This is a genomic window from Streptomyces kronopolitis (assembly GCF_050953795.1).
Classification (GTDB): domain Bacteria; phylum Actinomycetota; class Actinomycetes; order Streptomycetales; family Streptomycetaceae; genus Streptomyces; species Streptomyces kronopolitis_A.
Genome location: NZ_CP191850.1, coordinates 6,100,967 through 6,127,078, shown reverse-complemented (window position 1 = coordinate 6,127,078; position 26,112 = coordinate 6,100,967). Strand labels below are relative to the sequence as shown.

The following is a 26,112-nucleotide window of genomic DNA, read 5'->3' as shown; positions in this document are numbered from 1 at the left end:
GTGATCCCATGGCAGACCAGCAAGAAGCGGCGCCGGGCCGGGGCGGACAGCGACTGAGCACCCGGCAAACAGCCGAACGGCTCGGCGTGAAGCCGGAAACGGTGTACGCCTATGTCAGCCGCGGCCAACTGACCAGCCGCCGGGAGCCGGGCAGCCGCGGCAGCACTTTCGACGGGAGAGAGGTCGAGGCACTGGCCCGTCGCGTCGGTCGCCGCGAACCCTCAGCACCCGGCAGCGAATTGGCGATCCGCACCGGCATCACCTTGATCGACCGTGATCACTGTTACTTCCGCGGCGTCGACACCTCACAACTCGCCGCCCGATACAGCTACGAAGAAGTCGCCGAGTGGCTGTGGACCCGCGAACTGCACCCCGGCATCCGCTTCACGGCGCCACGCGACACCCTGTCCGCCACCCAACGCGCCGTGGGGGCGCTGCCCGCACACAGCGGACCGATGGACCGGCTACGGGTCGGCGTGATCGCCGCCGCGGCCGCGGACCCCCTCCGCTTCGACCTGTCCGAGGACACCGTCGTCGACATCGCCCGCAGCCTCATCCCCACCCTCGTCGACGCCTTGCCGACGCACGCCCCGACGGCACCGGCCGACGGCACCCTCGCCGCACGCCTCTGGTCACGACTGACCTCGGAACCGGCCACTCCCGAGGCACTCCGCGTGCTGGACGCCGCGATGGTCCTGCTCATCGACCACGATCTCGCCGCCTCGACGCTCGCGGTCCGGGTCGCCGCCTCTGCCCGCGCCCATCCGTATGCGATCGTTTCGGCCGGCTTCGGGGCCTTGGACGGCGTGCTGCACGGCGCAGCGAGTGGACTTGCCCACCGGATGCTGGCGGAGGTGCTGGACCGGGGCAGCGCGGCCGCGGTCGTGGCCGATCACCTACGGGCCGGCCAACAGGTGCCAGGACTCGGCCATCCCCTCTATCCCGTTGAGGACCCGCGGGCTCGCACTCTGTTCCGGCTTTTGGAGGATGTACCGCGAGCCCACCTCGCTCTGCAGGCCGCCCGTGAAGTGATCACCACCACAGCCCGGCACACGGAGTTGCACGCAAATGTCGACCTGGCGCTGGCCGTACTGACCACTTCCACAGGCATGCCGGCCGAGGCCGGAGAAGCGATCTTCGCTATTGCCCGTACGGCCGGCTGGATCGCCCACGCCCTGGAGGAATACTCCGAGCAGCCCCTCCGACTGCGGCCCAGCGGCCAGTACCACGGCCCCCGTCCACCGCAGCCATTGCCGTGAGCGATGAGTTCACAGGGGGCGGGCGCCTCTCCTCACAAGCATGACCGAACAAGCATTAACGAGCCGACGCCGAGACACGGGCTCTGCCCGGCGCGACCGGCCGAGGCACTGCTGAGCCGTCCGCAAAACCTCCCACGGAAGGCAACGCAGGCCATCGCCGTCACCCGCTGGGGGACCACCCGGCGTCGGGCGCACAGCGAATGAGGTTAGGCTCACCTATGTGAGTACCTGTGCCACCGCTTCCCGTGAATCGGCCGAATCGCTCACCGCGACCGCGGCCACCGCCCGAACCTGGCTGCTCATCGAGCAGACGGGGCCCTGGGGAGCCCAAGCGCTGACGAACAGTCACCTCGACCCTGATGTCGGCCGGGCCCTGGAGGCCGCGACCGAGGGGACGGGCGTGCGCGTCGCCCTGATCCGCCGACCCGGGCGCCATGCCGACTGCAACGGCACGTCCCGGCACCGGATTTTCCTCGCGCACACCGCCCCCGGACGCACCTGGATCCGCACCACCACCGTCAGCGACCCGCGGGCGGCTCTCGGTCTGGACTTCACGGCTCTGGGAGCGGGCGAGCACGCCAGCCTCTGGGAACCGTACATCGGCGAACCGCTGGTCCTCGTGTGCACCAACGGCAAGCGGGACCGTTGCTGCGCCCTGCTCGGGCGCCCGCTGGCCGCCGAGCTCGCTGCGGGCGGAGCCGAGGCCTGGGAGGTCACCCACATCGGAGGGCATCGCTTCTCCCCCACTTTGTTCGTCCTGCCCTTCGGTTACGCCTACGGGCGCGCCTCGGCCCCCCTCGTCAAGGAGGCCGTGGAAGCGGCGCGCGACGGACGGATCACGATCGACCACAGTCGTGGCCGCTCGGCGTGGGACCGGCCGGGCCAGGCCGCCGACCTGGCGATCCGCGAGCTGCTCGGAGAGGACCGGGCGGACGCACTCGACGTCGTACGGACCGACACGGTGCGGCCCGAACCGAGGCCGGCCGACAGCGCGACGCCCGGAGCTTCTGCCATCACGGGAGCCTCCTCCGCGTGGGCCGTCACCGTGGCGCACTCCGACGGCCGCAGCTGGCAGGTCACCGTCGAACAACGGGCCGATGGTGCTGCGGCGCCCGCCAGCTGTGGTGCGCCGCTCGGTCCACCGGCGCGAATGGCCGTTGTCTCCATCGACTCGGTGAACCGCATGCCCGGGAGGACGGCGCAAGCTGTCGGCAGCTGACCGCGAGGGTTCTGCCGCCCACCCGCCGGGCCCTTCATCGGGGTCCTCCCGCACCCGACGCACATCGGGGACCTCGTCTCTGCCTACTCGACGCTCATCTCGTGGTGGGTGAGCACGGTGGCTCGACGGTGCTGTCTCGGTGGTGGGGCAAGGATTCTCTGTCGGCCGGCGGCCGCGCGAGGACAGAGTGAGACTGCAGGCGAAACGCACTGACCAGCCATTCCGGGACGGCTCGCCCCCGGCCCGGCGGCGACCGCGCAGCATCTCGCCAGCCATCCTCCGCGGCTTTCGCCAGGCCCCGCAGCCCTCCCCCGTCCACCGCATGACCACTCCCTTCCGCACACTCCGCGTGCGCCTCGCCGTGCAATCGGTCAGCCTCAGACCGCCGCCCGCAGAGCCCAGTCGACTCACCTTTCGAGGCTAAGTGCGCACGTTCCGCAGCCGACAGGCCTGTGGATAACCGCACGCACGGACCGAATTCATCTTCCGTGCAAGCCCGTGATCGGAACGCGGCCGGAAAGGAATCACGTCTGCGTCGTGGCGCGGCCACGCTCCGAATTCGTGACCGTGGGGGATTACCGGCCCGCCCCTCACCACGCTTACTGTTCGTTCGTATGGGCGAAAAGGAGGATTCCGTTCCGCGCCCGAGCGCCACAGAGCCCTCGGGTCCCGTGCCGCTTCCCACCGCTGCAAAGCCCTCCCGCCTCAGCAGCGCGCGCCACGGTGCCCCGCACGCGTCCGACGATCAGCGGGGCCGGCCCGACTACGGGTCGGCGACCTCCAGGTTTCGTCGCCCGCACCTGGGCTGGCCACGGAAGGTGTTCTCCCAGGTCCTGATGGTGCAGCTGGCCATCGCCGCAGGAGTCACCGCACTGGCCACCGGCCTGTTCCTCGCCCCGCTCAGCGCGCAACTCGACGATCAAGCGATGCGCCGCGCCTTGTCCATCGCACAGACCACCGCAGCCGAGTCACGCCTAGACGACGCCCTGGAGTCCTCCCGGCCGACACTGCACGGCCCCGTGCAGAACGAGGCGGAACGGATTCGCGCCGCCACCGGAGCCGAGTATGTGGTGATCATGGACAAGCGGGGGGTCCGCTGGTCTCACACCGATCCGACCGAGATCGGACGCCATGTCTCGACCGACCCCAGCGTCGTGCTCTCCGGCCGGGAAGTCATGCAGATTGACGAAGGCACTCTCGGCCGGTCCGCACGCGGCAAGGTCCCGCTCCGTGACGAGCAAGGAAAGATCATCGGAGCGGTGTCCGTCGGCATCGCGTACAAGAGCGTCCAGGAACGGCTCCTCTCCACCGTCCCCCAGCTGCTCGCCTACGCCGGCGGGGCACTGGCCGTGGGCGCTCTCGCCGCCTACCTGGTTTCCCGCCGCCTCCAGCGCCGCACGCACGACCTGGCGTTCTCCGACATCTCCGCGTTGCTCGCCGAGCGGGAAGCCATGCTGCACGGCATCCGGGAGGGGTTCCTCGCGCTCGACAGGCATGGCCGTATTCGCCTCATGAACGACGAGGCACAGCGCCTCCTGGAGCTCCGCACCGAGGACATCGGCCGTCCCCTGGACACGGCCCTGCCTCCCGGTCGTACAACCGACGTTTTGGCCGGCCGTGTGTCAGGAGCTGACCTGCTGGCCGTCAGCCGTCACCGGGTTCTGGTGGCGAACCGCATGCCGACCGAGGACGGGGGTGCCGTGGTCACCTTGCGCGACCGCACCGAGCTGGAACGACTCGGCCGCGAGCTGGACGGCACCCGCGGTCTCATCGATGCCCTGCGCGCCCAGGATCACGAGCACGCCAACCGCCTGCACACGCTCCTCGGCCTGCTCGAACTCGGACTGCACGAAGAGGCCGTGGAGTTCGTGACCCAGGCGGTGGGCGTGCATCGCGCGACCGCCGAGCAGGTCACCGAGCGCATCCACGATCCGCTGCTGGCCGCCCTCCTTGTGGGCAAGGCCACCGTCGCCACCGAGCGCGGCGTCTCCCTCAGCATCTCGCCCGATGCGTACCTGCCCGACCGTCTGATCGATCCGCACAGCCTCGTCACCGTGCTCGGCAACCTCGTGGACAACGCCCTGGACGCTGCGTCGGGTGGGCAGGACGCGCTCGTGGAAGTGGCGGTGCGCACCATCGACCGGACCGCCGTACTGCGAGTCAGCGACAACGGGCCGGGCGTGCCCGAAGCACGTCGCGCCGAGATCTTCACCGAGGGCTGGACGACCAAGGACCCGCCTGCCCATGGGCGGCGCGGAATCGGCCTGGCCCTCGTACGGCGTCTCGCCGAGCGCTATGGAGGCAGCGCCGAGGTCGGCGAGCGCCCTGGTGGTGGGGCGGAATTCACGGTGACGGTCCCTGACGCGCTGTCCGATGAGCTTCCAGCGGGGCGTGAAACGCCCCTCCAGGAAGCAGTCGCAGAAACCCACGGCACCGGACCGGCCACTTCGGGCACGCGCCTTCCCGAAGGCGCAACAGGGAGCTGCCAATGATCAACGTACTGATCGTGGACGATGACGTGCACGTGGCGAAGATCAACGCGGCGTATGTCGCCAAGACTGACGGGTTCCGGGTCAGCTGTGTCGCGCACACCGCCGCGGAGGCGCTCGCGGCCCTGGAGAGCCACCCCGTCGACCTGATCCTCCTGGATCACTATCTTCCCGACAGGACAGGGCTCCAGCTCGTCGGCGACCTGCGACGCCGAGGTGTGCTGACCGACGTGATCATGGTGACGGCCGCGCGCGACATCGCCACCGTGCACGCTGCCATGCGGCACGGCGCACTGCAGTATCTGGTCAAGCCGTTCACCTTCGCGGGCCTGCGCTCCAAGTTGGAAGGCTATGCCGCATTGCACCGCACTTTTGCAGGCGGCGGTCAGGCGGAGCAGTCCGAAGTGGACCGGATCTTCGGCGCCTTGGCATCCGCCAACGCGGGACCCGCTGAGCTGCCGAAGGGACACTCCACCGCCACCGCGGACCGTGTGCGCTCGGTCATGCGCTCGGCCGATGCCCCGCTGTCCGCGCAAGACGTCGCCATGCAGGCCGGGCTGAGCCGGCAGACGGCGCAGCGCTACCTCAAGCTCCTGGAGCGCGCAGGACGGGTGCGCCTGACCCTCAAGTACGGCGAGACCGGCCGACCCGAGCACCGCTACGAGTGGGTCTAGACCGGCGAACCGCCACCCCCGGAGGGCGACAGGCGTGGAGGTGACGACGCGTACGGGAGCTGAGGTCCGGAGCGTCGCGCAACCGTCGCGATCCCACCCACCCCCGCATCATGCCCTCCGAGCCCAGGGCCTGCCCGCCCCCGGACTCGTCGGTCAACTACCTAAGCCGCACCGGCCCCCGTGAGCGCCCGTACCTCTGTCTCTGCATGTCGTGCTTCGTCAGCAGCCTCCGGGGAGAGCAGCGTTCCCAGCCAGCCCATCAGGAAGCCCAGCGGGATCGATACGACACCGGGGTTCTCGAGCGGGAAGACGGCGAAGTCCACTCCGGGGAAGATCGACTCCGCGCCACCCGAGACCACCGGCGAGAGCACGACCAGGGTGATCGCCGGGATCAGGCCGCCGTACACGGACCAGACCGCGCCCCGGGTGGTGAAGCGGCGCCAGAAGAGGGTGTACAGCAGGACCGGCAGGTTGGCCGAAGCCGCGACCGCGAAGGCCAGCCCCACCAGGAAGGCGACGTTCAGGTCCTGGGCGAGAAGGCTGAGGCCGATGGCAACCGCGCCGACCGCCACCGCCGCGATGCGCGCCACGGCCACCTCGGCGCGCTGGGCGTCCTGCACGGTGCCGCGCGGGCGTCGCAGCGAGGCATACAGGTCGTGCGCGACCGAGGCCGACGACGCGAGCGTGATGCCAGCGACCACGGCCAGGATGGTGGCGAACGCGACCGCGGCCACCACGGCGAAGAGAACCGTCCCTCCGGTCGAACCGGCGCCGCCTCCCAGGTTGAGGGCGAGCAACGGGACCGCGGTGTTGCCGGCCGCGTTGGACGCATGAACCGCGGAGCTGCCCAGTACGGCTGCGGCGCCGAAGCCGAGCACGATGGTCATCAGGTAGAAGCCACCGATCAGACCGATGGACCAGACGACGGAGCGACGGGCGGAGCGTGCCGTGGGGACGGTGTAGAAGCGGGAGAGGATGTGCGGCAGTCCGGCGGTTCCCAGGACCAGGGCGATGCCGAGGCTGATGAAGTCGAGCCGGGCGGTCCAGCCGCCGCCATACCTGAGGCCGGGAGTGAGGAACTCGCTGCCGTGTCCGCTGCGTTCGGCGGCGGTGTTCAGCAGCGTATTGAAGTCGCCGTGGAACCGGATGAGTACCAGGACGGTCAGGGCGATGGCGCCGCCCATGAGCAGTACCGCCTTGACGATCTGGATCCAGGTCGTGGCCCGCATGCCGCCGAAGGCGACGTAGACCACCATCAGGGCGCCGACTCCGATCACCATCCAGGTACGGGCTTGCTGACTGGCGCCGCCCAGGAGCAGGGCGACCAGACTGCCGGCACCGACCATCTGCGCGACGAGGTACAGCACGGACACCGTGACGGAGGCCGTGCCGGCCGCGATGCGGACGGGGCGCTCCCGCATCCGGGCGGCGACGACATCGGCGAGGGTGAACCGGCCGCAGTTGCGGACAAGTTCGGCGACCAGGAAGAGGACGACAAGCCAGGCGACGAGGAAGCCGACCGAGTACAGCAGGCCGTCGTAGCCGAAGAGGGCGATCAGTCCGGAGATGCCGAGGAAGGACGCGGCGGACATGTAGTCACCCGCGATGGCGAACCCGTTCTCCATGGGAGAGAAGAGTCTCCCGCCCGCGTAGAACTCCTCGGCGGAGCCGTGCCGGCGGCGGCTCACCCAGGTCGTGATCGCCAGGGTGACGGCGATGAACACACTGAACAAAACCAGTGCGAGGGTCTGGTGGTCGCCGGTCAACGGATGTTCCCCCCGGTGAGTTCCTGGGTTTCCCAACGGATGTCGAGTGCCGCGCGGTCCCTGCGCAGCCGGGCGTGGCGCGCGTAGGCCCAGGTGAGCAGGAACGTGGTGGCAAACTGGCCGAGTCCGGCGAGCATCGCGACGTTCAGGGCACCGACGACGCGATGGGCCATGAGGCCCGGCGCGGCGGTCGCGGCGACCACGTAGGCGAGGTACCAGACCAGGAAGACCGTTGTGCCGGGAAGGACGAACCGCCGGTAGCGTCGGCGCACCTCCTGGAAGGCCGCGCTGCGCTGCACCGCCAGATAGATCTCGTCGTGCGGTGCGGACCGTGGTTCCGCTACCGGTACGGGCGGGGGTACCGGGACCGGTTCGGGTTTCTCCGTGCGGTCCCACTCGCCCTCTGGTGTTGTCGCGTCATCCAGCTCGCCCCACCCGGAGGCGAGAGCGTCGTACCAGGGGTCGTCGAGACGTAGGGCCCCTGACTCACCGGCCGAACGGCCGTCCTGCTTGTCCACCGAACTCTCCTTGGTGCACGGGTTTGTTGTCCGTGTGGCCCAAGAGTGGACAGAAAGGAAGATCCTGGACTCTTCATTGCGAACCCTTCACCCCATCAGGTGACGGGCTATCGGGGCGGCCGTGCCAGGCCGTGACGGTACGCGTAGTGGATGGCCTGGGCGCGGTCCCGCAGTCCCGCTTTGGCGAAGAGATTGTTGATGTGGGTCTTCACCGTCGCGGTGGAGACGTGCAGGGAGCGGGCGATCTCCGGGTTGGACTGGCCCTCGGCGACCAGCCGCAGCACCTCCACCTCGCGGGCGGTCAGCCCGTCCGGGGGCTCGTCGGGCGGCTGCGGCACCGTTCGCACAGGCTCCGTGAAGCGCTCCAGCAGCCGGCGCTGGATCTTGGGCGACAGCCCGGCCTCCCCCGAGAGCACGTCGGCGATGGCGCGGACGATCTCGTCGCCGTCCGCGTCCTTGGTCAGATAGCCGCGGGCACCGGCCTGCAGTGCCGGAAAGAGCGATTCGTCATCCGCATAGGTGGTGAGCACCACCACCTGGGTACCGGGATGCTCGGCACGGATACGACGGGTGGCCTCGACACCGTCGCAGCGCGGCATCCGCAGATCCATCAGGACGACGTCGGGGGCGAGTCCGGCAACCAGGCGGACCGCTTCCTCACCGTCCGCGGCCGATCCGACGACCTCGATCCCCGGCAGCAGCCCCAGCAGCATCACGATCCCCTCGCGCACCACCGTCTGGTCATCGGCGACCACGACCCGCGTGGTCGCGTCCGCCGTCATGCGGGCACCCGCAACCGCACCACGAAACCCTCCTCGTCGGGGCCGGACTCCAGCGTTCCACCGAGGAGTTCGGCGCGTTCGCGCATCCCGAGCAGACCGTATCCGGAGCCGCTTCCCGCGAGCTCACCGGGCGCGCCCCGGCCGCCGGAGTCGCGCACCTCCAGCCCGATCACGTCGGCCGCGTACTCCAGCCGCACGCTCACCCGGGCCCCCGGTGCGTGCTTGCGGACGTTCGTGAAGGCCTCCTGGGCGACACGGCGGACCGCGAGGCCCGCCTCGGCCGGCACGGCGCGTGACCGGCCCGCCACATCCAGCCGAGCGCTCTCAGTGGCGGTCAGACGGCGCAGGAAGTCCTCGACCGGGATCATCTCCCCGCGCAGCGCCGAAAGCGCCTCACGGGTGCCGTCCAGCCCTTCTCGGGCCATTCCCCGGCACGCCGTCACCTGCTCCAGCAGCTGTACCCGGTCGGCCTCCAGGTCGGTGCTGCGCTGGATCAGCAGCCGGGCGGCCTCCAGGTGCACCAGTTGGGCACTGAGGCTGTGGGCGAGGACGTCGTGGATCTCGCGCGCGATCCGCCCGCGTTCGGTGAGCGCCGACGATTCGGCCTCGGCCTTGCGGGCGGCGCGTTCCTGGGCAAGCAGCCGCTGGGCGTTGCCGCGCGCCTCGGCGTCCAGCCGTACGACGTAGCCCGCCAGTCCCAGGCCCGCGGCGGTCGCGGCGGTCGCCCACCAGTTGCCGGTGTTCAGTGCGGCGTACCCGCCCAGTGCGCCGACGGCGCACGGTACGGCGACGCCCAGTGGCAGCCGTTCCATGGCGACGACGGCGCAGGAGCACCACAGGACGGTGGCGGGCACCTCCGCCCCCGCGCCGGCGAGGCCCAGGGCCGCGGACAGCAGTACGACGAACAGTCCGATGGACGGCCACAGGCGTTGTGCCAGCGTCGTGCGGAAGAAGCCGCGGAACGTCAGCAGTGTGGCCGCCATGCCCGCGCACAACGCCACCAGGCGCCAACCGGTGAAGGCCGACCCCACCAGGGTGGTCCACACCAGCCCCGCCACCACCGCGATGCGCACCGCCCGGCCGATCCACAACCGGGCGCTGGTGACGCCCTCACGGGCCAGCGATTCCCGCAACGGCCAGCTCGTCCAGGAATTCGGCGGCACTACGGTCCCTTCCACGGCGCTCGCGGGATCTCAGCCCGCGACAGGGATACGGTACGTCGGCTGCATTCCCTGGGCCCGCCACATGGTGACTCCGGCGCGGGTCAGCAGCATCGCCGCGACGGAGAGCATCGCGGCCGCGCTGCCCTGGTGGACGCCCAGGACCGCGGCGATCCCCATGAGACCGAGCCGCAGCGCCATGCCGCAGGCCCACACGCCGGCCGCCGCCCAGCTCCCCTTGGTCCACACCGCGCCGCCGTCGTCGGTCCAGATACGCGTCGTCCAGGCCCAGCCGGCGCCGCAGGCCAGCCCGATCAGCACCTCCGCGCCCAGGAGGACACCGGACGCCACGTGGTGCGCCGGGTCGACGAGGCCGGGCTGCCGTAGTGCCATGACCATCAGGGCGACCGGAACGAGCCACCAGGCCTTGCCCTCCGACGAGATCCGCCGCGCCGAGAACTGCCGGATGAACACCAGCGCGATGACTCCGATGATCACAACGATGTTGAGCGAGCCGCTCATGACCTGGCCCTCCATGGGACGGAAACTTCGACGCCTCCGACGCTATGGAGCGGCGTCACCGTGCGGATCGGCGCCAGGGTGGGTCCCGGGTGGAAAGCCGACGGGCGTCTCTCCACCCCGGGGTGGAGAGACGCCCGTCGGCGGACGCTGACGACTCAGGTGTCGATGCGTGAACGGTCCAGAGTGGACGCGGAGTTCGTGATGAACTCCTTACGGGGGGCGACTTCGTTGCCCATCAGGAGGTCGAAGGCCTTCTCCGCCGCTTCGAGATCGCTGATGTTGATGCGGCGCAGGGTGCGGTGGCGCGGGTCCATGGTCGTCTCGGCCAGCTGGTCGGCGTCCATCTCGCCCAGACCCTTGTAGCGCTGGATGCTGTCCTTGTAGCGGACCTTCGTGCGCTGGAGCTCGAGCAGGGTCTGGCGCAGCTCGTTGTCCGAGTAGGTGTAGATGTACTTGTCCTGGCCCTTCTTGGGGTTGATCAGCTCGACCCGGTGCAGCGGCGGGACGGCGGAGAAGACCCGGCCCTGCTCGACCATGGGCCGCATGTAGCGCTGGAAGAGGGTCAGCAGCAGGCAGCGGATGTGCGCGCCGTCGACATCCGCGTCGGCCAGGAAGATGACCTTGCCGTAACGGGCGGTGTCGATGTCGAAGGTGCGGCCGGACCCGGCCCCTATGACCTGGATGATGGCGCCGCACTCGGCGTTCTTGAGCATGTCCGAAACCGACGACTTCTGGACATTGAGGATCTTGCCGCGGATCGGCAGCAGTGCCTGGAACTCGGAGTTCCGCGCCAGCTTCGCGGTGCCCAGCGCCGAGTCACCCTCGACGATGAAGAGCTCGCTGCGGTCGACGTCGTCGCTGCGGCAGTCCGCGAGCTTGGCCGGCAGTGAGGACGACTCCAGCGCGGTCTTCCGCCGCTGGGCCTCCTTGTGCTGCCGGGCGGCGATGCGCGTACGGGCCGCGGCGACGATCTTCTCCAGGACGGCACGGGCCTGCTGCTTGGCGTCCCGCTTCGTGGAGGTCAGGTACGCCTTGAGTTCCCGGCTCACCACCTGGGCCACGATCCGGGAGGCCGCGGAGGTGCCGAGCACCTCCTTGGTCTGCCCTTCGAACTGCGGCTCCGCGAGCCGCACGGTCACGACGGCGGTGAGGCCCTCCATGGCGTCGTCCTTGACGACGTCGTCCTCGGCCACGCGCAGCAGCTTGCTCGACCGCAGCACCTCGTTGATGGTCTTGGTGACCGACCGCTCGAACCCGGAGACGTGGGTGCCGCCCTTGGGCGTCGCGATGATGTTGACGAACGACTTGAGCGTCGAGTCGTAGCCGGTGCCCCAGCGCAGCGCGATGTCGACGCTGAGTTCCCGGGTGACCTCGGTCGGGGTCATGTGGCCGCGGTCGTCGAGGACCGGGACGGTCTCCTTGAAGGTGCCCTGGCCGCTCAGGCGCAGGACGTCGCACACTGCCTTGTCCTGCGCGAGGTACTCGCAGAATTCGCTGATGCCGCCGTCGTAGCGGAAGGTCTCTTCCGTCTTGCCGGCGCCGTCGATGCCCCGCTCGTCACGGACGACGAGGGTCAGGCCCGGCACGAGGAAGGCCGTCTGCCGGGCGCGGGCGTACAGGGTGTCAAGGGAGAGCTTGGCGTCCTTGAGGAAGATCTGCCGGTCGGCCCAGTAGCGCACCCGGGTGCCGGTCTTCGCCTTGGTGATCCGCTTGCCCTTGAGCAGGCCGTTGCCCGGGTCGAAGGGGGCGTCGGGACCCGATTCGGTGAAGATGCCGGGTACGCCGCGGCGGAAGCTGATCGAGTGCGTCTTGCTGCTGCGGTCCACCTCGACGTCGAGCCTCGCGGACAGGGCGTTGACGACGGAGGCGCCGACGCCGTGCAGGCCGCCGGAGGCGGCGTACGAGCCGCCGCCGAACTTTCCGCCGGCGTGCAGCTTGGTCATCACGACCTCGACGCCGCTGAGGCCGGTCTTCGGCTCGACATCGACGGGGATGCCTCGGCCGTTGTCCCTGACCTCCACGGACCCGTCGTCGTGAAGGATCACCTCGATGTGGTCGCAGTAGCCGCCCAGCGCCTCGTCGACGGAGTTGTCGATGATCTCCCACAGGCAGTGCATCAGGCCACGGCTGTCCGTCGAGCCGATGTACATGCCCGGGCGCTTGCGGACGGCTTCGAGCCCCTCGAGGACGAGCAGATGCCGCGCGGTGTAGTTGGATCCGTCCCGGTCTGCCCCGGTCAGCACTGCGGTGGACGGCACGGACATCTCGGCGGTCACGCGGTTCGCTCCTCGCTGAATTTCTGGCAGTCCGCATTCCACGGACTCGGTTGTGGCGGTGTCGCCGGTCAGAGGGTACCGAGGCCTGGTAGAGCCGATGTGACGCCACCCGTACGCATGCTCATGCTAGTAGAATTTCGCTCACACGTTCGATCCCTCGTTGGGGTGACGTCGCAGTGACGTGCACATCACGTTCCCTTCGAGGCATGAACCATTTAGGCTCCGGGCACGTCCTCATCAACAACCGGCAAGCCAGCCGGGAGGACAGAGACCAACAACCAACGTGAATCAGACCACCACGCAACACGGCTCATTCGCCGCCACCCGGCAGCACCCGGCCCCCTCGGAGAAATTTTTCGAGGAAAAGGCACGAGCGGGAACGTTTTCGGCCTGGTTGGATGTTGACCCTGGTACGACAGCTCGTCGAGCTAGAGAAGAGGCGACGTGACTACTGTTCTGACACCCGCGAGCCCGCTGACGGCCGCTGACCGCTGCGACCGCTGCGGCGCCCAGGCATACCTGCGCGTCGTCCTGATGTCCGGCGGAGAACTGCTCTTCTGCGCCCACCACGGTCGCAAGTTCGAGCCAGAACTCAAGAAGATCGCCGCGGAAATACAGGACGAGACGGAGCGGCTCACCGCTTCTCCGGCGTCCGCGTCCGATGAGGAACGCTGACACTTCGCATCCACGACGAGCGAACAGCGGCACAGCGCCGTACCGCGGGCGGCCACCCGGCACCACCGGGAGGCCGCCCGCAGTCGTGCGCCCGCACGCGGGCCTGAGAGCCCCCGGCGCGGCTCAGCCTGCCCCGTGTGCGGATACCGCCGGAAGCAGCGCCGAGGCGCGCGTATAGACCCCTGGACTGCCCGCCTGTCCACAGCCGGTCCCCCACGACACCAGCCCGACCAGCCGCCCCCGGACGACCAGCGGCCCGCCGCTGTCCCCCTGGCAGGCATCCCGTCCGCCGGTCGGCTCCCCTGCGCACATCATCGACCGCGCACGGTACTTGCCGTCGGCGTTGCCCGGATAGGCACGGGCGCAGACCGCGTCGCGCAGCACGTTGACGTGCGCCGCCCGCAGCCGTGACGCGTAGCTGCCGCCCCCCGTCGTGTCGCCCCAGCCGTAGACCGTCGCCGCGTTGCCCGGGCGGTAGGCGCTGTCGTGCCGCCTGGCCACCACGATGGGCCGGTTCGGGACCGGCCTGGCCAGCGTGAGGACGGCCATGTCACCGTCGTTGGTCCAGGTGTTGTAGCGGGGATTGACCCAGACCCTCGCGGGCTTGAGTTCCTGGCCGCCGCCACCGCTGAGGTTGTCGCGTCCGATGACGATCCGCAGGTCCCGTACCTGCCGCCAGGGGACGCCCAGCACCTCTGCGCTGAGGCAGTGCGCCGCCGTCACGACCGTCGAGTGCCCGACGAGCACGCCGCCGCAGAACTGTCCGGAGCGCTGGATCCCGAAGCGCTCGTGCGAGGCCAGCGCGACCGCCCACGGGCTGTGCGACAACGGCGCGGGTCTGCCACCGATCACCGACCCGTCCGCGGCCGCCGGCGCCGGCAGGGCGAGAACCAGCGCGAGGGCTGCAAGGGCAGCGTGGGCGGACGGACGCATACGGACTCCTGACTCCGGGACAGTGCACGCACACCCAGAGTGACGCCAAGATTCGCCCCGCGCACCCGGACATGCGCGAGCCCGGCCCCTCCGAAAGGAGAGACCGGGCTCCATGACGTCGCCGGGCGGGCCGGACTAGTCGAGGTAGTCGCGCAGTACCTGGGAACGCGACGGGTGACGCAGCTTCGACATGGTCTTCGACTCGATCTGACGAATCCGCTCACGCGTGACGCCGTAGACCTTGCCGATCTCGTCCAGCGTCTTGGGCTGGCCGTCGGTGAGGCCGAAGCGCATCGAGACGACGCCGGCCTCCCGCTCCGAGAGGGTGTCGAGAACCGAGTGCAGCTGCTCCTGCAGAAGCGTGAAGCTGACCGCGTCGGCCGGGACGACGGCCTCGGAGTCCTCGATGAGGTCACCGAATTCGCTGTCGCCGTCCTCACCCAGGGGGGTGTGCAGCGAGATCGGCTCGCGGCCGTACTTCTGGACCTCGATGACCTTTTCGGGGGTCATGTCGAGTTCCTTGGCCAGCTCCTCCGGGGTGGGCTCGCGGCCCAGGTCCTGGAGCATCTGGCGCTGGACGCGCGCGAGCTTGTTGATGACCTCGACCATGTGGACGGGGATACGGATCGTACGGGCCTGGTCGGCCATGGCGCGGGTGATGGCCTGACGGATCCACCACGTCGCGTAGGTCGAGAACTTGTAGCCCTTGGTGTAGTCGAACTTCTCGACCGCACGGATCAGACCGAGGTTGCCCTCCTGGATCAGGTCCAGGAAGAGCATGCCGCGGCCGGTGTACCGCTTGGCCAGGGAGACGACCAGACGGAGGTTGGCCTCCAGGAGGTGGTTCTTCGCCCGGCGGCCGTCCTCGGCGATGATCTCCAGCTCACGCTTGAGCTTGGGTGCGAGCTTGTCGGCGTTCGCCAGCTTGTCCTCGGCGAACAGGCCGGCCTCGATGCGCTTGGCGAGCTCGACCTCCTGCTCGGCGTTGAGGAGCGGGACCTTGCCGATCTGCTTGAGGTAGTCCTTGACCGGGTCGGCGGTGGCACCGGCCGCGGCGACCTGCTGCGCGGGGGCGTCGTCCTCGTCGTCGTCGGACAGGACGAAGCCGGCGTTCTCCGCGCCTTCGGCGGCCTCGGGAGCGTCACCCTTGCCGGGCGCCGGCGTCTCCTCGGTCACGTCCTCGTCGAGGAGCTCGTCGACGTCCTTCTTGGACGCGGTCTTCTTGGCGGTGGCCTTCTTGGCCGTCGTCTTCTTCGCGACAGTCTTCTTGGCGGCTGTCTTCTTCGCCGCTGCCTTCTTCGCGGGCGCGGACTCGGACTCACCGGCCGACGGGTCCGCCACGGGGGCGGAGGACGCGGCTGCGGTGGTCTTCTTGACCGTGGCGGCCTTCGCCGCGACGGTCTTGGTGGCGGTGCGCTTCGCCGGACTCTTCGCTGCGACGCTCTTGCGGGTGCGCTTGGGCGCCTCTGCGGCACTGACCATCAGCGTCACACCCTCCTCGTCGAGGATTTGGTTGAGGCTGCGCAGAACGTTCTTCCACTGGGTTGGCGGAATCTGGTCAGCCTCGAAGGCCCGACGCACGTCATCGCCGGCGATCTGCCCATCTGCCTTTCCCCGCTCGATGAGCGCCATCACAGACTCGGACTCGGCGATCTCCGGCGGGAGCGTACGGGATGTGCTGGCCGACACGAACAACCTCTCGGAACGATGGAAACGGCTTCCGACCCCGTCCACTGTGGATCGGAGCCGACGACCGCCGGTGGGGATGGACCGACGGCGCAGGGGCAACCGGGGAGTTGAACAGCGTCTCTCACGCCGCTCTTATTCCCTCCTCGGCTATCACCTCTTAAGTCATCGCGCTTCCCTGAAGAGTGTTACGCCCAATCTGCGTGGCCCGAGTCACACCCCATAACGACCCATTCCCAGTCATATGACATGCAACCCTCCCGAGACCTCTCGCCGGATCCGGTCGACGGTCCGGATCCGGCGATCTTCTGCGCCTTCGCCGCGTGCGGCGTGCCCCGCCCGGAGGGCGTGCAGGGCACGGCAGCCGCGTGACGCCCACGGCCCGTACGCGGTCGGGTACGGGCCTTCAGTGTTCGCGGGGCGCGGGGACGACGTGGTCGGCGGGCGTCCCGGAGCCCTGTCCGGCGGGCTCGCCATGGGCGGCGAGGAGCTGGCGCATCGCGGACTCGGCAGCCGTGGCGTCGCCGGAGCCGATGGCGTCGACGACCCGCATGTGCTGACCCACGGACGTCTCGACCGGCCGCTCGCAGCCACCCGCGACGCCGCCCGAGACATGGAGGGCGGCGGAGACGATGCCCGAGAGGTGCTCGAGCATGCGGTTGCCGGCGAGCTGGAGCAGCAGCGAGTGGAACTCGGCGTCGGCGCGGGAGAACGTCATGGTGTCACCCTGGGCCGCGGAGTGGCCCATGATCTCGACCATGTCGGCGAGCCGCTGCTGGATGTCCTCACGGGCGTGGCCCGCGGCGAGCCGGGCGGCCAGGGGCTCGATCGTCCAGCGCAGCTCACACAGCTCACGGCGCTGGTCGTCGCGTTGCGGCCCGTAGGCCCGCCACTCGATGATGTCGGGGTCGAGGAGGTTCCAGTCGCTCACCGGGCGCACCCGGGTGCCGACGTTCGGGCGGGCGCTGACGAGGCCCTTGGCCTCGAGGACTCTCAGCGACTCACGGACGACGGTGCGGGAGACCTCGAAGCGCTGGCCGATCTCCTCGGGGACGAGCGGGCGGTCGGCGCCGAGATCGCCGGAGACGATCATCTGGCCGAGCTGCTGGACGAGTTGGCCGTGCAGGCCTCGTCCGCGACTTCCGGCGGCGCGACGGCCGACCCGGCCGATGTCTGCCTCGGAGCCGTCCCAGACCTGCGAAACGCGCTCTGCACGGTCCTGGCCGGCCGCGCTGGCGGCGTTCGCGGCGTTGCCGGCGTTGGCGTAGGGGTAGCGGTCAAGCTCGCCCGGGCCTGCGAGGCCGGTGTCGCCGGGGCGAGCCGCGGTCATCATGGTGTGCGCAAGGGTACTCACGCATCTGTTGTCGGCGACACTCTGAACACCCTTGAGGTCTTTGGTGAAAAGCACACGAAAGGGTGATCGCCCCCCATCCCCGAATTGACGCTTTATCGGAAAGAAATGCGCTCTCTGCGGCGAGTTATGGGCAGCGGCCATAACAACAGGGGGCCAAAACATATGCCTTACTCGATCAGCGGGGTCAGCCACACCCTGCCGGGCGCGCATCACCGCAGGCCAGGGACGACACAGCAACACCCCTCCCCCGCTTGCTGGTTGACTCGTGAACCGCATCACGAACCGGCGTCCTTTGGTCAATTCCGAACGACCTCTTGACGCGGGCACCGAAGGGCAGGTGACGGCGCCGCCTCACCGGAAACTGAAGGGAATTCTCCGGCAATCCGGCGGAGGCGGAACGGAATACCTCACCGGTCCCTCTTTTCACTCGGGCACGCCCGGTCCACACTCCGTCCAACTTGCCACGAGGGCAGGCCATTCCACACCGCGGCGAACATGGGGCATGCCGAAGCACGCCACCCCAGGGACCCGGGATGCGGGGGCGGCCGGGGCTTGCGCTCGAGATCTCGGCTACAGCCCGGACGGGCCGTCACCGTCGCATTGGGAGATCGCGGCCGCGCGGAGTCACACCTCCGGGGACATCGACGAAGACCTGTCGCCGGTCGCGAGGTTCACCGACGGGCGCGACGGCGGCGGGCCGGGCGCCCCTCGTGGGGCGTGAGGCCGGCCGGGAGTTCTTGGGGCGACGTAAGGACTCACCCGGCCAAGATACCCGCGATATGTCCTATTTTCTCGTAATGGTTCAATCTTGACGGCTCGTCGTGTCACCGTGGGTGAAGCCCGGCCCTCTGATATCGCGCCTTGTGTGCGACACCTCAGACTTCGGGGCGGAGCATCGGCGGGTTGAGCAGCGTCGCTCCACCGGCCCTGAACAGCTGTGCGGGGCGGCCGCCCTGACGGGTCGTCGTACCGCCGGTGGGCACCAGGAAGCCGGGGGTCCCGGTCACCTTGCGGTGGAAGTTGCGGGGGTCCAGCGCCACTCCCCAGACCGCCTCGTACACACGGCGCAGCTCGCCCACGGTGAACTCCGGCGGGCAGAACGCCGTGGCGAGCGAGGAGTACTCGATCTTCGAGCGGGCCCGCTCGACGCCGTCGGCCAGGATCCGGGCGTGGTCGAACGCGAGCGGAGCTGCCATCTCACCCTCGCGGGTGAGGGCGTCGTCCTGCTCCAGGAGGGTGTCCACCGGCGCCCAGCGCGCACTGTGGGCGTCGCCACCGGCCCGGGGAGCGGGAAGGTCGGGGGCGAGTGCCAGATGCGCGACGCTGACGACCCGCATCCGCGGGTCCCGCTTGGGGTCGCCGTAGGTGGCGAGCTGTTCGAGGTGCGCGCCGTACACGGGGGCCGGTCCGGCCGGGGAGTGGGCGTGCAGCCCGGTCTCCTCGGCGAGCTCCCGCGCGGCCGCGCCCTCGAGGTCCTCGTCGGCCCGGACGAACCCGCCGGGCAGGGCCCAGCGGCCCTGGAACGGCGGCTCACCGCGTCGCACGGCCAGCGCACACAGGGCGTGGCGGCGCACGGTGAGCACGACCAGGTCGACAGTGACGGCGAAGGGCGGGAAGGCCGACGGGTCGTAGGGAGGCATGGCGTGATCATAGTCGTCCGCCTGACGATAAACAGGTCCCACGGCACCTCACGAGCCCAGTTGCAGACCCTCCGCTGCCGTCTCCACCATCCCCATGCCGAGCCTGCTGACCCGTACGGCGAACGGCTGCTCGGCCACGCTCAGGCCGGTGAGCTGTATCGCGCCGAGCGGGGCGGTGCGCAGGGGGCGCAGGGACACCGTCCCGCCCGGGACATCGGGGCGCAGACCGGCGAGAGCGATCAGGATGTGCACCGCGCCGGCAGCCGCCACCGCACTGGGGCGGCAGGCCGCCGGATGCGGTACGGGGACGCCGCCGGCGGTGCGCTGCTCCCCCGCGTACATCTCCGGGAGGCGGTGCGCGAAGCTGTCCGCCGCGTCGAGGACGCCCCTGGTCAGGGCCCCGGCTGCCTGCTCGTGACCGGCCTCGGCCAGTCCGGCGGCGGCGATCGCCGTGTCGTGGACACGGACCGCACCGCTGCGGTGGCCGAACGGGTTGTAGCCGCTCTCCTTGGTGCCCATTCCGCGCAGGCCCCACCCGGAGTCCATGGCGGGGCTCTCCAACGCCCTGGCCAGCTGGTCGGTCTGGATGGCGTCCAGCAGGCCGGGAGCCACGGCTCCACCGCCGAGCAGCCCCGTGTCGAGGAGGTGGACAGTGGTGGAGCCGAGCTGCGGGACGGGGCGCCCGTCCGCCGTGAGCAGGGCGGCGGGGCGGCCGCCGGCGCCGTCCTCGCACCAGAAGTCCGTGCGGAACCGGGCGCGCAGGTCGGCGGCCCACTCCCGCAGTGCCGCCGCGTCGGACGATCCGGTGGCTTCGAGGAGGTCGGCGCCCAGCAGGGCCGCGCGATGGGCATGGGCCTGGGTCTCGCAGCGGTACGGTCCGCCGGGCGCGGGGTCGGGGACGTAGCCGCCGCGGCCGCCGGCCGGTGCGTCGGTGACGGTCCGCAGCCATCCCAGGCAGCGTTCCGCGGCGGGCAGCAGCTGCTCCGTCTCGTGGTCGGGGAGCCCCCAGCGGCGGGCCTCCGCGAGGACGGTGGGGAACAGCAGGGTTGTTTCGACGCCGGTGCAGCTCGGCGGGGCATGCGGTCCGGCATCCCGGAGCGGGCCGGGAATTCGGCCGAAATCCGCCCCTGGTGCGGCTTGTTGGCTTCGCGCGAGCATCCGCAGCGTGCCCGCGGCGAGCCGGGTCCCCAGGGGCAGCAGCATCCGGGCGGTCCACAGGGCCTCGACGGGTGCAAGGCCGCAGCGCCAGGGGAACCCGCCGGCCACGAACGTGTCCGCGGGGGCGGCCGGGTCTCGCATCACCAGGCCGTGGAGATCGTCGAGGGCGGCCGCCATGAGCGCGTCGGCGCGGTGGTCGTCGCATTCGAGGCGGGCCGCGGTCCAGGGCCGCGGGGGCCGGGCGCTGCGGGTGCGCACGACCCCGGGTCCGGTGCGCGGGCCCGGGATGAGGACCGTGCCGGGGCGCCGCCGGCCTGCTGAACCGCCCTCGTCGTGCTCCAGCGCGGTGACCAGCTCAATGATGCGGCGGCCGCCTGGTGGCAGCTCCAGGTCCCAGCGCAGCAGGCCCGCTGAGGCGAGCGCGTCCTGGGGCGTGGGCGACGCGGTCACCAGCGCACGCATCCCGGGCCCGGACCAGCGCAGCCCGGAGCCGTGGACCGTGGCTCTCAGTTCCGGACCGGGCAGACCCACGGCGACGCTCCCGAGCTCCGCGAGGTCCGTTCCCAAATGGAGCTCCACCGGCAGCCGGACGGCTCGCGGCGCGCTGCTGTGGAAGGTGATCCGTTCGGTGCCGTCGGCGGAGCGCAGCCGTTCCACCCGGATGTCCGGGTCGGGTCCGCGCTCTCCCACCCTGCGGATCACCCCGAGGAACCGGGCCCGGTCCGCGCCGTTCAACCGCCCCTGGACGACCAGTGGTTCGTCGCCACCGACCCGGAGTTCGCAGCGGGAGAGGATCCGCCGTCCGTCGCGATAGAAGCCGTCCATGCCCTGGCCGGTCAACTGCCCCGAGGGCGGGGACACCGCGAGGGCCGGGAGGGCGACACAGACGAGTGAGGAGTGCACGGGCTGTGGTTGCGGGGGCCGGGGCGGCACTGAACGCCGCTCGCCGGTCGACCGAGGAAGCTGATGAGTGAGGGGGACGATGCCTGGCACGCTGTGCGCTCCCTGGTGAGGTCGGGGCTTCGTACGGCCTACGCCACTCAGGTGAACGGCCCGGCCGGCGCCCAGGTCACGCCGGCCGCGCAGCCATGGCGTGTTCACCGCCGGCTCCGGTCGCCGTCCCGGCCGGTCCGGCGCCTGCCGCGCCCGTCCGTCGAACGGGTGCCCGGGCCCGTGTTGCCGCGTGGTCCGCGGAGGCGGCGGGCCGGTCCGCGACGTGCCGGCCCGGAGCGCCCGGCCGGCCGTCGTGTCCCCTCGGTGGTGGGTGCGGATGCGGCGTCGGGCGCGGGCGCACCGTCGGCGGCGTTCCCCACCTCCTGGTTCTGCTCACGCAGGCAACGGCGCAGCGGCTCCGGATCGAGGCCTTCGTTGATGGCGCGGTACAACAGCTGGGCGAAGGTGTATTCGGGGTCGAGCGAGAGGGCGCTGCCGAGGGCGACGCGCGCCGACGGCCCGTCCTCGGTGGACCAGCAGACCCAGCCGGCAAGGGTGAGCGGCGCCACCGCGTGCTCCGCATAGCCTCCGGCACAGCGGCGGGCGAGTGCGCGCCACAGCCGCAGGGCCGGTGCGGCAACGGAGCCGTCCATCCACTCCGCCGCCCGGTCGCGGGTGACGCGGTCCTGGAGGCCAAGGATGAGATCGGCGGCCTCGGCATCGGTGATCAGCGCGTCGTCGCAGGCGTCCCGGGCACGGTTGCTGCCCGAGGGGGTGTCCTGACGGAACCGGTGGATCATGGCTGCGGCCAGGGCGAGGGTGCGCTTCCGGACGGCCGCCGCACCGTCCCGTTCGAGCATGCGCGGCACCAGCGCGCCGGCTGCCGTGTCCAGCGTCTTCTCCTGTTCCGCGGCCCGCCTGCCCGTACGGGGCGTCAGCCGGGCCTCCATCTCCTTGAGCGAGCCGCGTACCTGCATGCCCGCGTAGGCGGCGGCCGCGGCCATCACGGAGGTGCCGGGCATGACCATGGGAGTGCCATCGGCGGGGCAGCACCGGAAGTCGGGGCAGCAGTAGGACCAGAAGCGGCCGTTGGACAGGCACAGGGCTTCCAGGACCGGTACGTCGAGCGCGCCGCAGGCCGTACGCAGCCGCTGGGCGAGCGGGCGGAGCCGGTCCTTGACGTCCTTGCCGCTCTCGCCCCGCGCGGGCTCCTGGCAGAGGTAGACGAGGATCGCCTCGGGCCGGGCGTCACGGTCCTTGCCCGCGTTGACCAGGCAGTCGGCGAGCTGGTCGGCGACATCCGGCCACTGTGCGGTGTCACTGGGGATGCCGAGTCGGACCCGGCCGCCGAAGCGCCCGCGGTCGCCGTGGAGGGCGACCAAGATCACGCTGTCGTCCGGGTAGAAGCCCATGAGATACGGCAGGGCGTCGGCGAGTTCGGCCGGGCTGCGCAGCGTGACCTGGGCCTCGGCGGGCGGCGCCGGGACCGCGTCGGCGGGGGCGGAGGAAGGCGCGGGATCGGAGGGAGTAGACGAATTCGCGGGGTTGGTGGTGTCGGCGGAGTCGAGGGAGCGGGAATCTTCTGCGGAGCGGGTGGGCGGAGCGGGGTCGGGTGCGCGGTGCGAGTCGGCGGAAGCCGGCGGTTCGGACGGGCCGGGAGCGTTCGGAGGGGTCGGGGCGGCGGGCTGAGCGGGGGAATCGCTGTCGGTGGTGCGCTTGCTCGGTTCGCTGTGCGGATTCATGGCCCGAAGATCTCGCGGCGGGCCGTCGCGCCGCGACCCCTGTGGATAACTCGCGGGGGAGCGAGTTGTCCACAGGTTCGGGCGGGGGTTCGCGCATTGTCAGTGGCATCGGGTTGCATGGAGGCATGAGCAACGATGATCTGCGTGCCGCCGCCGATGCCGTCCTGACCCGACTCGTCGGCGATCCCGGCGGCGAGGCCAGGCTGCGCGAGGATCAGTGGCGGGCGATCGAGGCGCTGGTGGCCGACCACCGCCGGGCGCTGGTCGTGCAGCGGACGGGCTGGGGCAAGTCCGCGGTCTATTTCGTCGCGACGGCGCTGCTGCGCGAGCGCGGCAGCGGGCCGACCGTGATCGTCTCCCCGCTGCTCGCGCTGATGCGCAACCAGGTCGAGGCCGCCGCGCGGGCCGGGATCCGGGCGCGCACGATCAACTCGTCCAACACCGAGGAGTGGGACACCGTCCAGGCCGAGGTGGCGGCCGGTGAGGTCGATGTCCTGCTGGTGAGCCCCGAGCGCCTCAACAACCCCGATTTCCGTGATCAGGTACTGCCCAAGCTCGCGGCGGCGACCGGTCTGCTGGTGGTCGACGAGGCGCATTGCATCTCCGACTGGGGCCATGATTTCCGACCGGACTACCGGCGGCTGCGCACGATGCTCGCCGACCTTCCGCCCGGTGTGCCGGTGCTCGCCACGACCGCCACGGCCAATGCCCGCGTGACGGCCGATGTCGCCGAGCAACTGGGCACGGGCGAGGGCTCCACCGAGGCGCTGGTGCTGCGCGGGCCGCTGGACCGGGAGAGCCTGAGCCTGGGCGTGCTGCCACTGCCGGATGCCGCACACCGGCTCGCCTGGCTCGCGGACCATCTGGACGAGCTGCCGGGCTCGGGGATCATCTACACCCTCACGGTCGCAGCCGCCGAGGAGGTCACGGCGTTCCTGCGTCACCGGGGGCACACGGTCTCGTCGTACACCGGTAAGACGGAGAACGCCGACCGCCAGCAGGCCGAGGACGATCTGCTGGCCAACCGCGTCAAGGCGCTGGTGGCGACGTCCGCGCTGGGCATGGGATTCGACAAGCCCGATCTGGGGTTCGTGGTGCATCTCGGGTCACCGTCGTCGCCCATCGCGTACTACCAGCAGGTGGGCCGGGCCGGGCGCGGGGTGAAGCACGCCGAGGTGCTGCTGCTGCCGGGGCGTGAGGACGAAGCGATCTGGAAGTACTTCGCGTCGCTGGCCTTCCCGCCCGAGGAGCAGGTGCGCCGGACCCTGGACGTACTGGCTGCCGCCGACCGGCCGGTGTCGCTGCCCGCCTTGGAGCCGCAGGTCGAACTGCGCCGCTCGCGCCTGGAGATCATGCTCAAGGTGCTCGATGTGGACGGCGCCGTGCACCGCGTCAAGGGCGGCTGGACGTCCACCGGCCGACCGTGGTCGTACGACACCGAGCGCTATGCATGGGTGTCGCGCCAGCGCGAGGCCGAACAGCAGGCCATGCGGGAGTACGCCACCACGACGGGCTGCCGGATGGAGTTCCTGCGGCGGCAGCTGGACGACGAGGCCGCGGTGGCCTGCGGTCGCTGCGACAACTGCGCCGGGGCGCAGTTCAGCGCCGAGGTGTCGGCCGCTTCGCTGGACGCGGCACGCGGTGAGCTGGGGCGCCCTGGGGTGGAGGTGGAGCCACGGCGGATGTGGCCGACGGGGCTGCCGGCCGTCGGCGTCGACCTCAAGGGGCGCATCCCCGCGGGCGAGCTGTCCTCGACGGGACGGGCCCTGGGCCGGCTCTCCGACATCGGGTGGGGCAACCGCCTGCGGCCGATGCTCGCACCGCAGGCACCCGACGGCCCGGTGCCCGACGATGTGGCCGCCGCGGTGGTCACCGTGCTCGCCGACTGGGCCAAGGGCCCGGGCGGTTGGGCGTCGGGCGCGGCGGAGGCGCCGGCCCGCCCGGTGGGTGTCGTCGCGCTCTCCTCGCGCAGCCGCCCGCAGCTGATCCGGTCGCTGGCCGAGCGGATCGCCGGGGTCGGCCGGATGCCGTTTCTGGGCACGGTGGCCTCGGGGGACGACGGCGCCGAGGGCCGGATTCCGCGCAGCAACAGCGCTCAGCGGCTGCGGGCGCTGCACGGTTCACTGAGCGTGCCGCCGGAGTTGGCGCAGGCCCTGGCGTCGGCGGGCGGCCCGGTGTTGCTGGTGGACGACTACGCCGACACCGGCTGGACATTGGCCATGACCGCCCGGCTGCTGCGCAGGGCGGGCGCTGAGGGAGTGTTTCCGCTGGTCCTCGCCGTACAGGGGTAGGAGCGATACGGCACGGGCGGGGCCCTGGCGGGCAAGTACATCGGTGATCTACCGGGTCATTCCCGGCACCGGCGGGAATTGCTCGTTGCCGCATGCGTGTACGACGGGAAGAATTGGAATGCTTCCCCCACCGGCCGTCCGTGGTCAGGCCGCGCCGTGCCGTGGTGCGCCTTGGTGCCCGGTCACCGCCCGACGCGTGGACGCCTGACGAAGGGAGGAACATGACCTTCGGCTTCGCTCCGCCCCCGCATGTGTCTTTGCCCGCGTCCGCCGAGTCCGCCGCGCGACTGGGTCGGATGCTGGTGCCCGCCGAATGGGCCTCGGCCGGGATCCCGTTGCTGCGCAATCCCCGTGAGGTCGTCGCCGAACTGCACGAGCGGCATCGCCCGGGGGCGTCGACGGCGATCGTCGCGGTGCTCGACGCGCACGACAGGGTGACGGCCAGCGCCTCGTTCACCGAGCTCGCGGCCGTGCCCGACGGCTGGGAGTTCCGCAATGCGCTGCTGGCGCACCTGCGTCGAGTGATCCCGCACGATCTGCGGTTGCGGGCCCCGGTGCGGACCGCGGTACTGCTCTACTGCCGTGAGGGCGAGCCGCGTTGGACGGAGACGGACGGGGCGTGGATGTGGGGGCTGCGCGATGCCTGCACCCTGCACGGGCTCCGCTGCGGGGCGTACATCACGCTGACCCCGGAGCGCTGGCAGGTGCTGGGAGAGGGCCGCGGCGGGCGCCGCCCCAGGCCGCCCTCCATGGATCTGCCGGTCCCCGAACCGCGCCGTCCGGACGCCGGACGTACGGAAACCGGGCGTACGGACACCGGGCGTACGGACACCGGGCGTACGGAGGCGCGCCGCATGACGGCTGCGCGGCCGGAGGCGCCACGCAGCGGCGCGAACGCTGCCGTCATGCAGAACCGGCCGCTGCCGCGACGCGCAGGCGGCGCCCCGGAAGCGCACCGGCACACGGCGGCGCGCTGAAGCGACCCGAGCGGGCACGCCCCTGGTCCCCACACGGGGCAGGGGCGGCCGCCACCAC

At 70.8% G+C, this 26,112-nt stretch carries 20 protein-coding genes; 8 read left to right on the top strand and 12 right to left on the bottom strand.

Annotated elements, in window-relative coordinates; translation table 11 throughout:
* The first annotated feature begins 8 nt into the window (after window positions 1-8).
* The 4 genes from ACQP17_RS27120 to ACQP17_RS27105 all read left to right on the top strand — a co-directional run bounded on the left by ACQP17_RS27120 (window position 9) and on the right by ACQP17_RS27105 (window position 5,641).
* Complete coding sequence (locus ACQP17_RS27120; protein ID WP_433858600.1) at window positions 9-1,259, top strand: citrate/2-methylcitrate synthase; 1,251 nt, start codon at window positions 9-11, stop codon at window positions 1,257-1,259.
* A 220-nt stretch (window positions 1,260-1,479) separates the two neighbouring features.
* Window positions 1,480-2,478: a sucrase ferredoxin gene (locus ACQP17_RS27115; RefSeq protein ID WP_433858599.1), complete on the top strand. Its 999-nt coding sequence runs from the start codon at window positions 1,480-1,482 to the stop codon at window positions 2,476-2,478.
* A gap of 836 nt (window positions 2,479-3,314) precedes the next feature.
* On the top strand, window positions 3,315-4,970 hold the full coding sequence (locus tag ACQP17_RS27110; protein WP_433860017.1) for an ATP-binding protein: 1,656 nt from the start codon (window positions 3,315-3,317) through the stop codon (window positions 4,968-4,970).
* Window positions 4,967-5,641 carry a DUF7342 family protein gene (locus ACQP17_RS27105; protein ID WP_433858598.1) on the top strand — a complete coding sequence of 225 codons (675 nt, stop codon included), beginning with the start codon at window positions 4,967-4,969 and terminating at the stop codon, window positions 5,639-5,641. Before ACQP17_RS27110 ends, ACQP17_RS27105 begins: the two co-directional genes overlap by 4 nt.
* A 161-nt stretch (window positions 5,642-5,802) precedes the next feature.
* Here ACQP17_RS27105 and ACQP17_RS27100 read toward each other — a convergent pair whose 3' ends face one another.
* The 6 genes from ACQP17_RS27100 to ACQP17_RS27075 form a co-directional block, all read right to left on the bottom strand.
* Window positions 5,803-7,407: a solute symporter family protein gene (locus ACQP17_RS27100; protein WP_433858597.1), complete on the bottom strand. Its 1,605-nt coding sequence runs from the start codon at window positions 7,405-7,407 to the stop codon at window positions 5,803-5,805.
* Window positions 7,404-7,925 (bottom strand): DUF485 domain-containing protein, encoded by a 522-nt coding sequence (locus ACQP17_RS27095; RefSeq protein ID WP_433858596.1) that lies wholly within the window; start codon window positions 7,923-7,925, stop codon window positions 7,404-7,406. The genes ACQP17_RS27100 and ACQP17_RS27095 overlap by 4 nt, the downstream gene beginning before the upstream one ends.
* 107 nt (window positions 7,926-8,032) lie before the next feature.
* The gene (locus ACQP17_RS27090; RefSeq protein ID WP_433858595.1) at window positions 8,033-8,707 is read right to left on the bottom strand and encodes a response regulator transcription factor; all 675 of its coding nucleotides are present in this window, start codon (window positions 8,705-8,707) and stop codon (window positions 8,033-8,035) included.
* Window positions 8,704-9,870, bottom strand: a complete 1,167-nt coding sequence (locus ACQP17_RS27085; protein ID WP_433858594.1) for a sensor histidine kinase — start codon at window positions 9,868-9,870, stop codon at window positions 8,704-8,706. Before ACQP17_RS27085 ends, ACQP17_RS27090 begins: the two co-directional genes overlap by 4 nt.
* Before the next feature lie 30 nt (window positions 9,871-9,900).
* On the bottom strand, window positions 9,901-10,389 hold the full coding sequence (locus ACQP17_RS27080) for a DUF1453 domain-containing protein (RefSeq protein WP_433858593.1): 489 nt from the start codon (window positions 10,387-10,389) through the stop codon (window positions 9,901-9,903).
* A gap of 155 nt (window positions 10,390-10,544) precedes the next feature.
* The gene (locus ACQP17_RS27075; RefSeq protein ID WP_433858592.1) at window positions 10,545-12,665 is read right to left on the bottom strand and encodes a DNA gyrase/topoisomerase IV subunit B; all 2,121 of its coding nucleotides are present in this window, start codon (window positions 12,663-12,665) and stop codon (window positions 10,545-10,547) included.
* 444 nt (window positions 12,666-13,109) lie between these two features.
* Between ACQP17_RS27075 and ACQP17_RS27070 the strand changes: the two genes are divergently transcribed.
* Window positions 13,110-13,340 (top strand): DUF7455 domain-containing protein, encoded by a 231-nt coding sequence (locus tag ACQP17_RS27070; RefSeq protein ID WP_003981845.1) that lies wholly within the window; start codon window positions 13,110-13,112, stop codon window positions 13,338-13,340.
* A gap of 123 nt (window positions 13,341-13,463) precedes the next feature.
* Here the strand turns inward: ACQP17_RS27070 and ACQP17_RS27065 are convergent, their stop codons facing one another.
* Window positions 13,464-14,273: a serine protease gene (locus tag ACQP17_RS27065; RefSeq protein ID WP_433858591.1), complete on the bottom strand. Its 810-nt coding sequence runs from the start codon at window positions 14,271-14,273 to the stop codon at window positions 13,464-13,466.
* Between the two features lie 135 nt (window positions 14,274-14,408).
* Entirely contained in the window at window positions 14,409-15,968 is a 1,560-nt protein-coding gene (locus ACQP17_RS27060) for an RNA polymerase sigma factor (protein ID WP_364881153.1), read from the bottom strand.
* A 240-nt stretch (window positions 15,969-16,208) separates the two neighbouring features.
* Here ACQP17_RS27060 and ACQP17_RS27055 point away from each other — a divergent pair, with 240 nt between their 5' ends.
* On the top strand, window positions 16,209-16,331 hold the full coding sequence (locus ACQP17_RS27055; protein ID WP_433858590.1) for a hypothetical protein: 123 nt from the start codon (window positions 16,209-16,211) through the stop codon (window positions 16,329-16,331).
* A 34-nt stretch (window positions 16,332-16,365) separates the two neighbouring features.
* On the opposite strand, the gene ACQP17_RS27050 is transcribed toward ACQP17_RS27055, so the two are convergent.
* The 4 genes from ACQP17_RS27050 to ACQP17_RS27035 all read right to left on the bottom strand — a co-directional run bounded on the left by ACQP17_RS27050 (window position 16,366) and on the right by ACQP17_RS27035 (window position 22,786).
* Entirely contained in the window at window positions 16,366-17,367 is a 1,002-nt protein-coding gene (locus ACQP17_RS27050; RefSeq protein ID WP_433858589.1) for a FadR/GntR family transcriptional regulator, read from the bottom strand.
* A gap of 821 nt (window positions 17,368-18,188) precedes the next feature.
* A complete protein-coding gene (locus tag ACQP17_RS27045) occupies window positions 18,189-18,953 on the bottom strand; it encodes an NUDIX hydrolase (RefSeq protein ID WP_433858588.1) in 765 nt (254 codons plus the stop codon).
* Between the two features lie 48 nt (window positions 18,954-19,001).
* The gene (locus ACQP17_RS27040) at window positions 19,002-20,936 is read right to left on the bottom strand and encodes a glycogen debranching N-terminal domain-containing protein (protein WP_433860016.1); all 1,935 of its coding nucleotides are present in this window, start codon (window positions 20,934-20,936) and stop codon (window positions 19,002-19,004) included.
* 272 nt (window positions 20,937-21,208) lie between these two features.
* A complete protein-coding gene (locus tag ACQP17_RS27035; protein WP_433858587.1) occupies window positions 21,209-22,786 on the bottom strand; it encodes a DUF4192 domain-containing protein in 1,578 nt (525 codons plus the stop codon).
* Window positions 22,787-22,911: 125 nt separating this feature from the next.
* On the opposite strand from ACQP17_RS27035, the gene ACQP17_RS27030 reads away from it, so the two are divergent.
* Entirely contained in the window at window positions 22,912-25,077 is a 2,166-nt protein-coding gene (locus ACQP17_RS27030; RefSeq protein WP_433858586.1) for a RecQ family ATP-dependent DNA helicase, read from the top strand.
* A gap of 221 nt (window positions 25,078-25,298) precedes the next feature.
* Window positions 25,299-26,054 carry a hypothetical protein gene (locus tag ACQP17_RS27025; protein WP_433858585.1) on the top strand — a complete coding sequence of 252 codons (756 nt, stop codon included), beginning with the start codon at window positions 25,299-25,301 and terminating at the stop codon, window positions 26,052-26,054.
* Window positions 26,055-26,112: the final 58 nt, after the last annotated feature.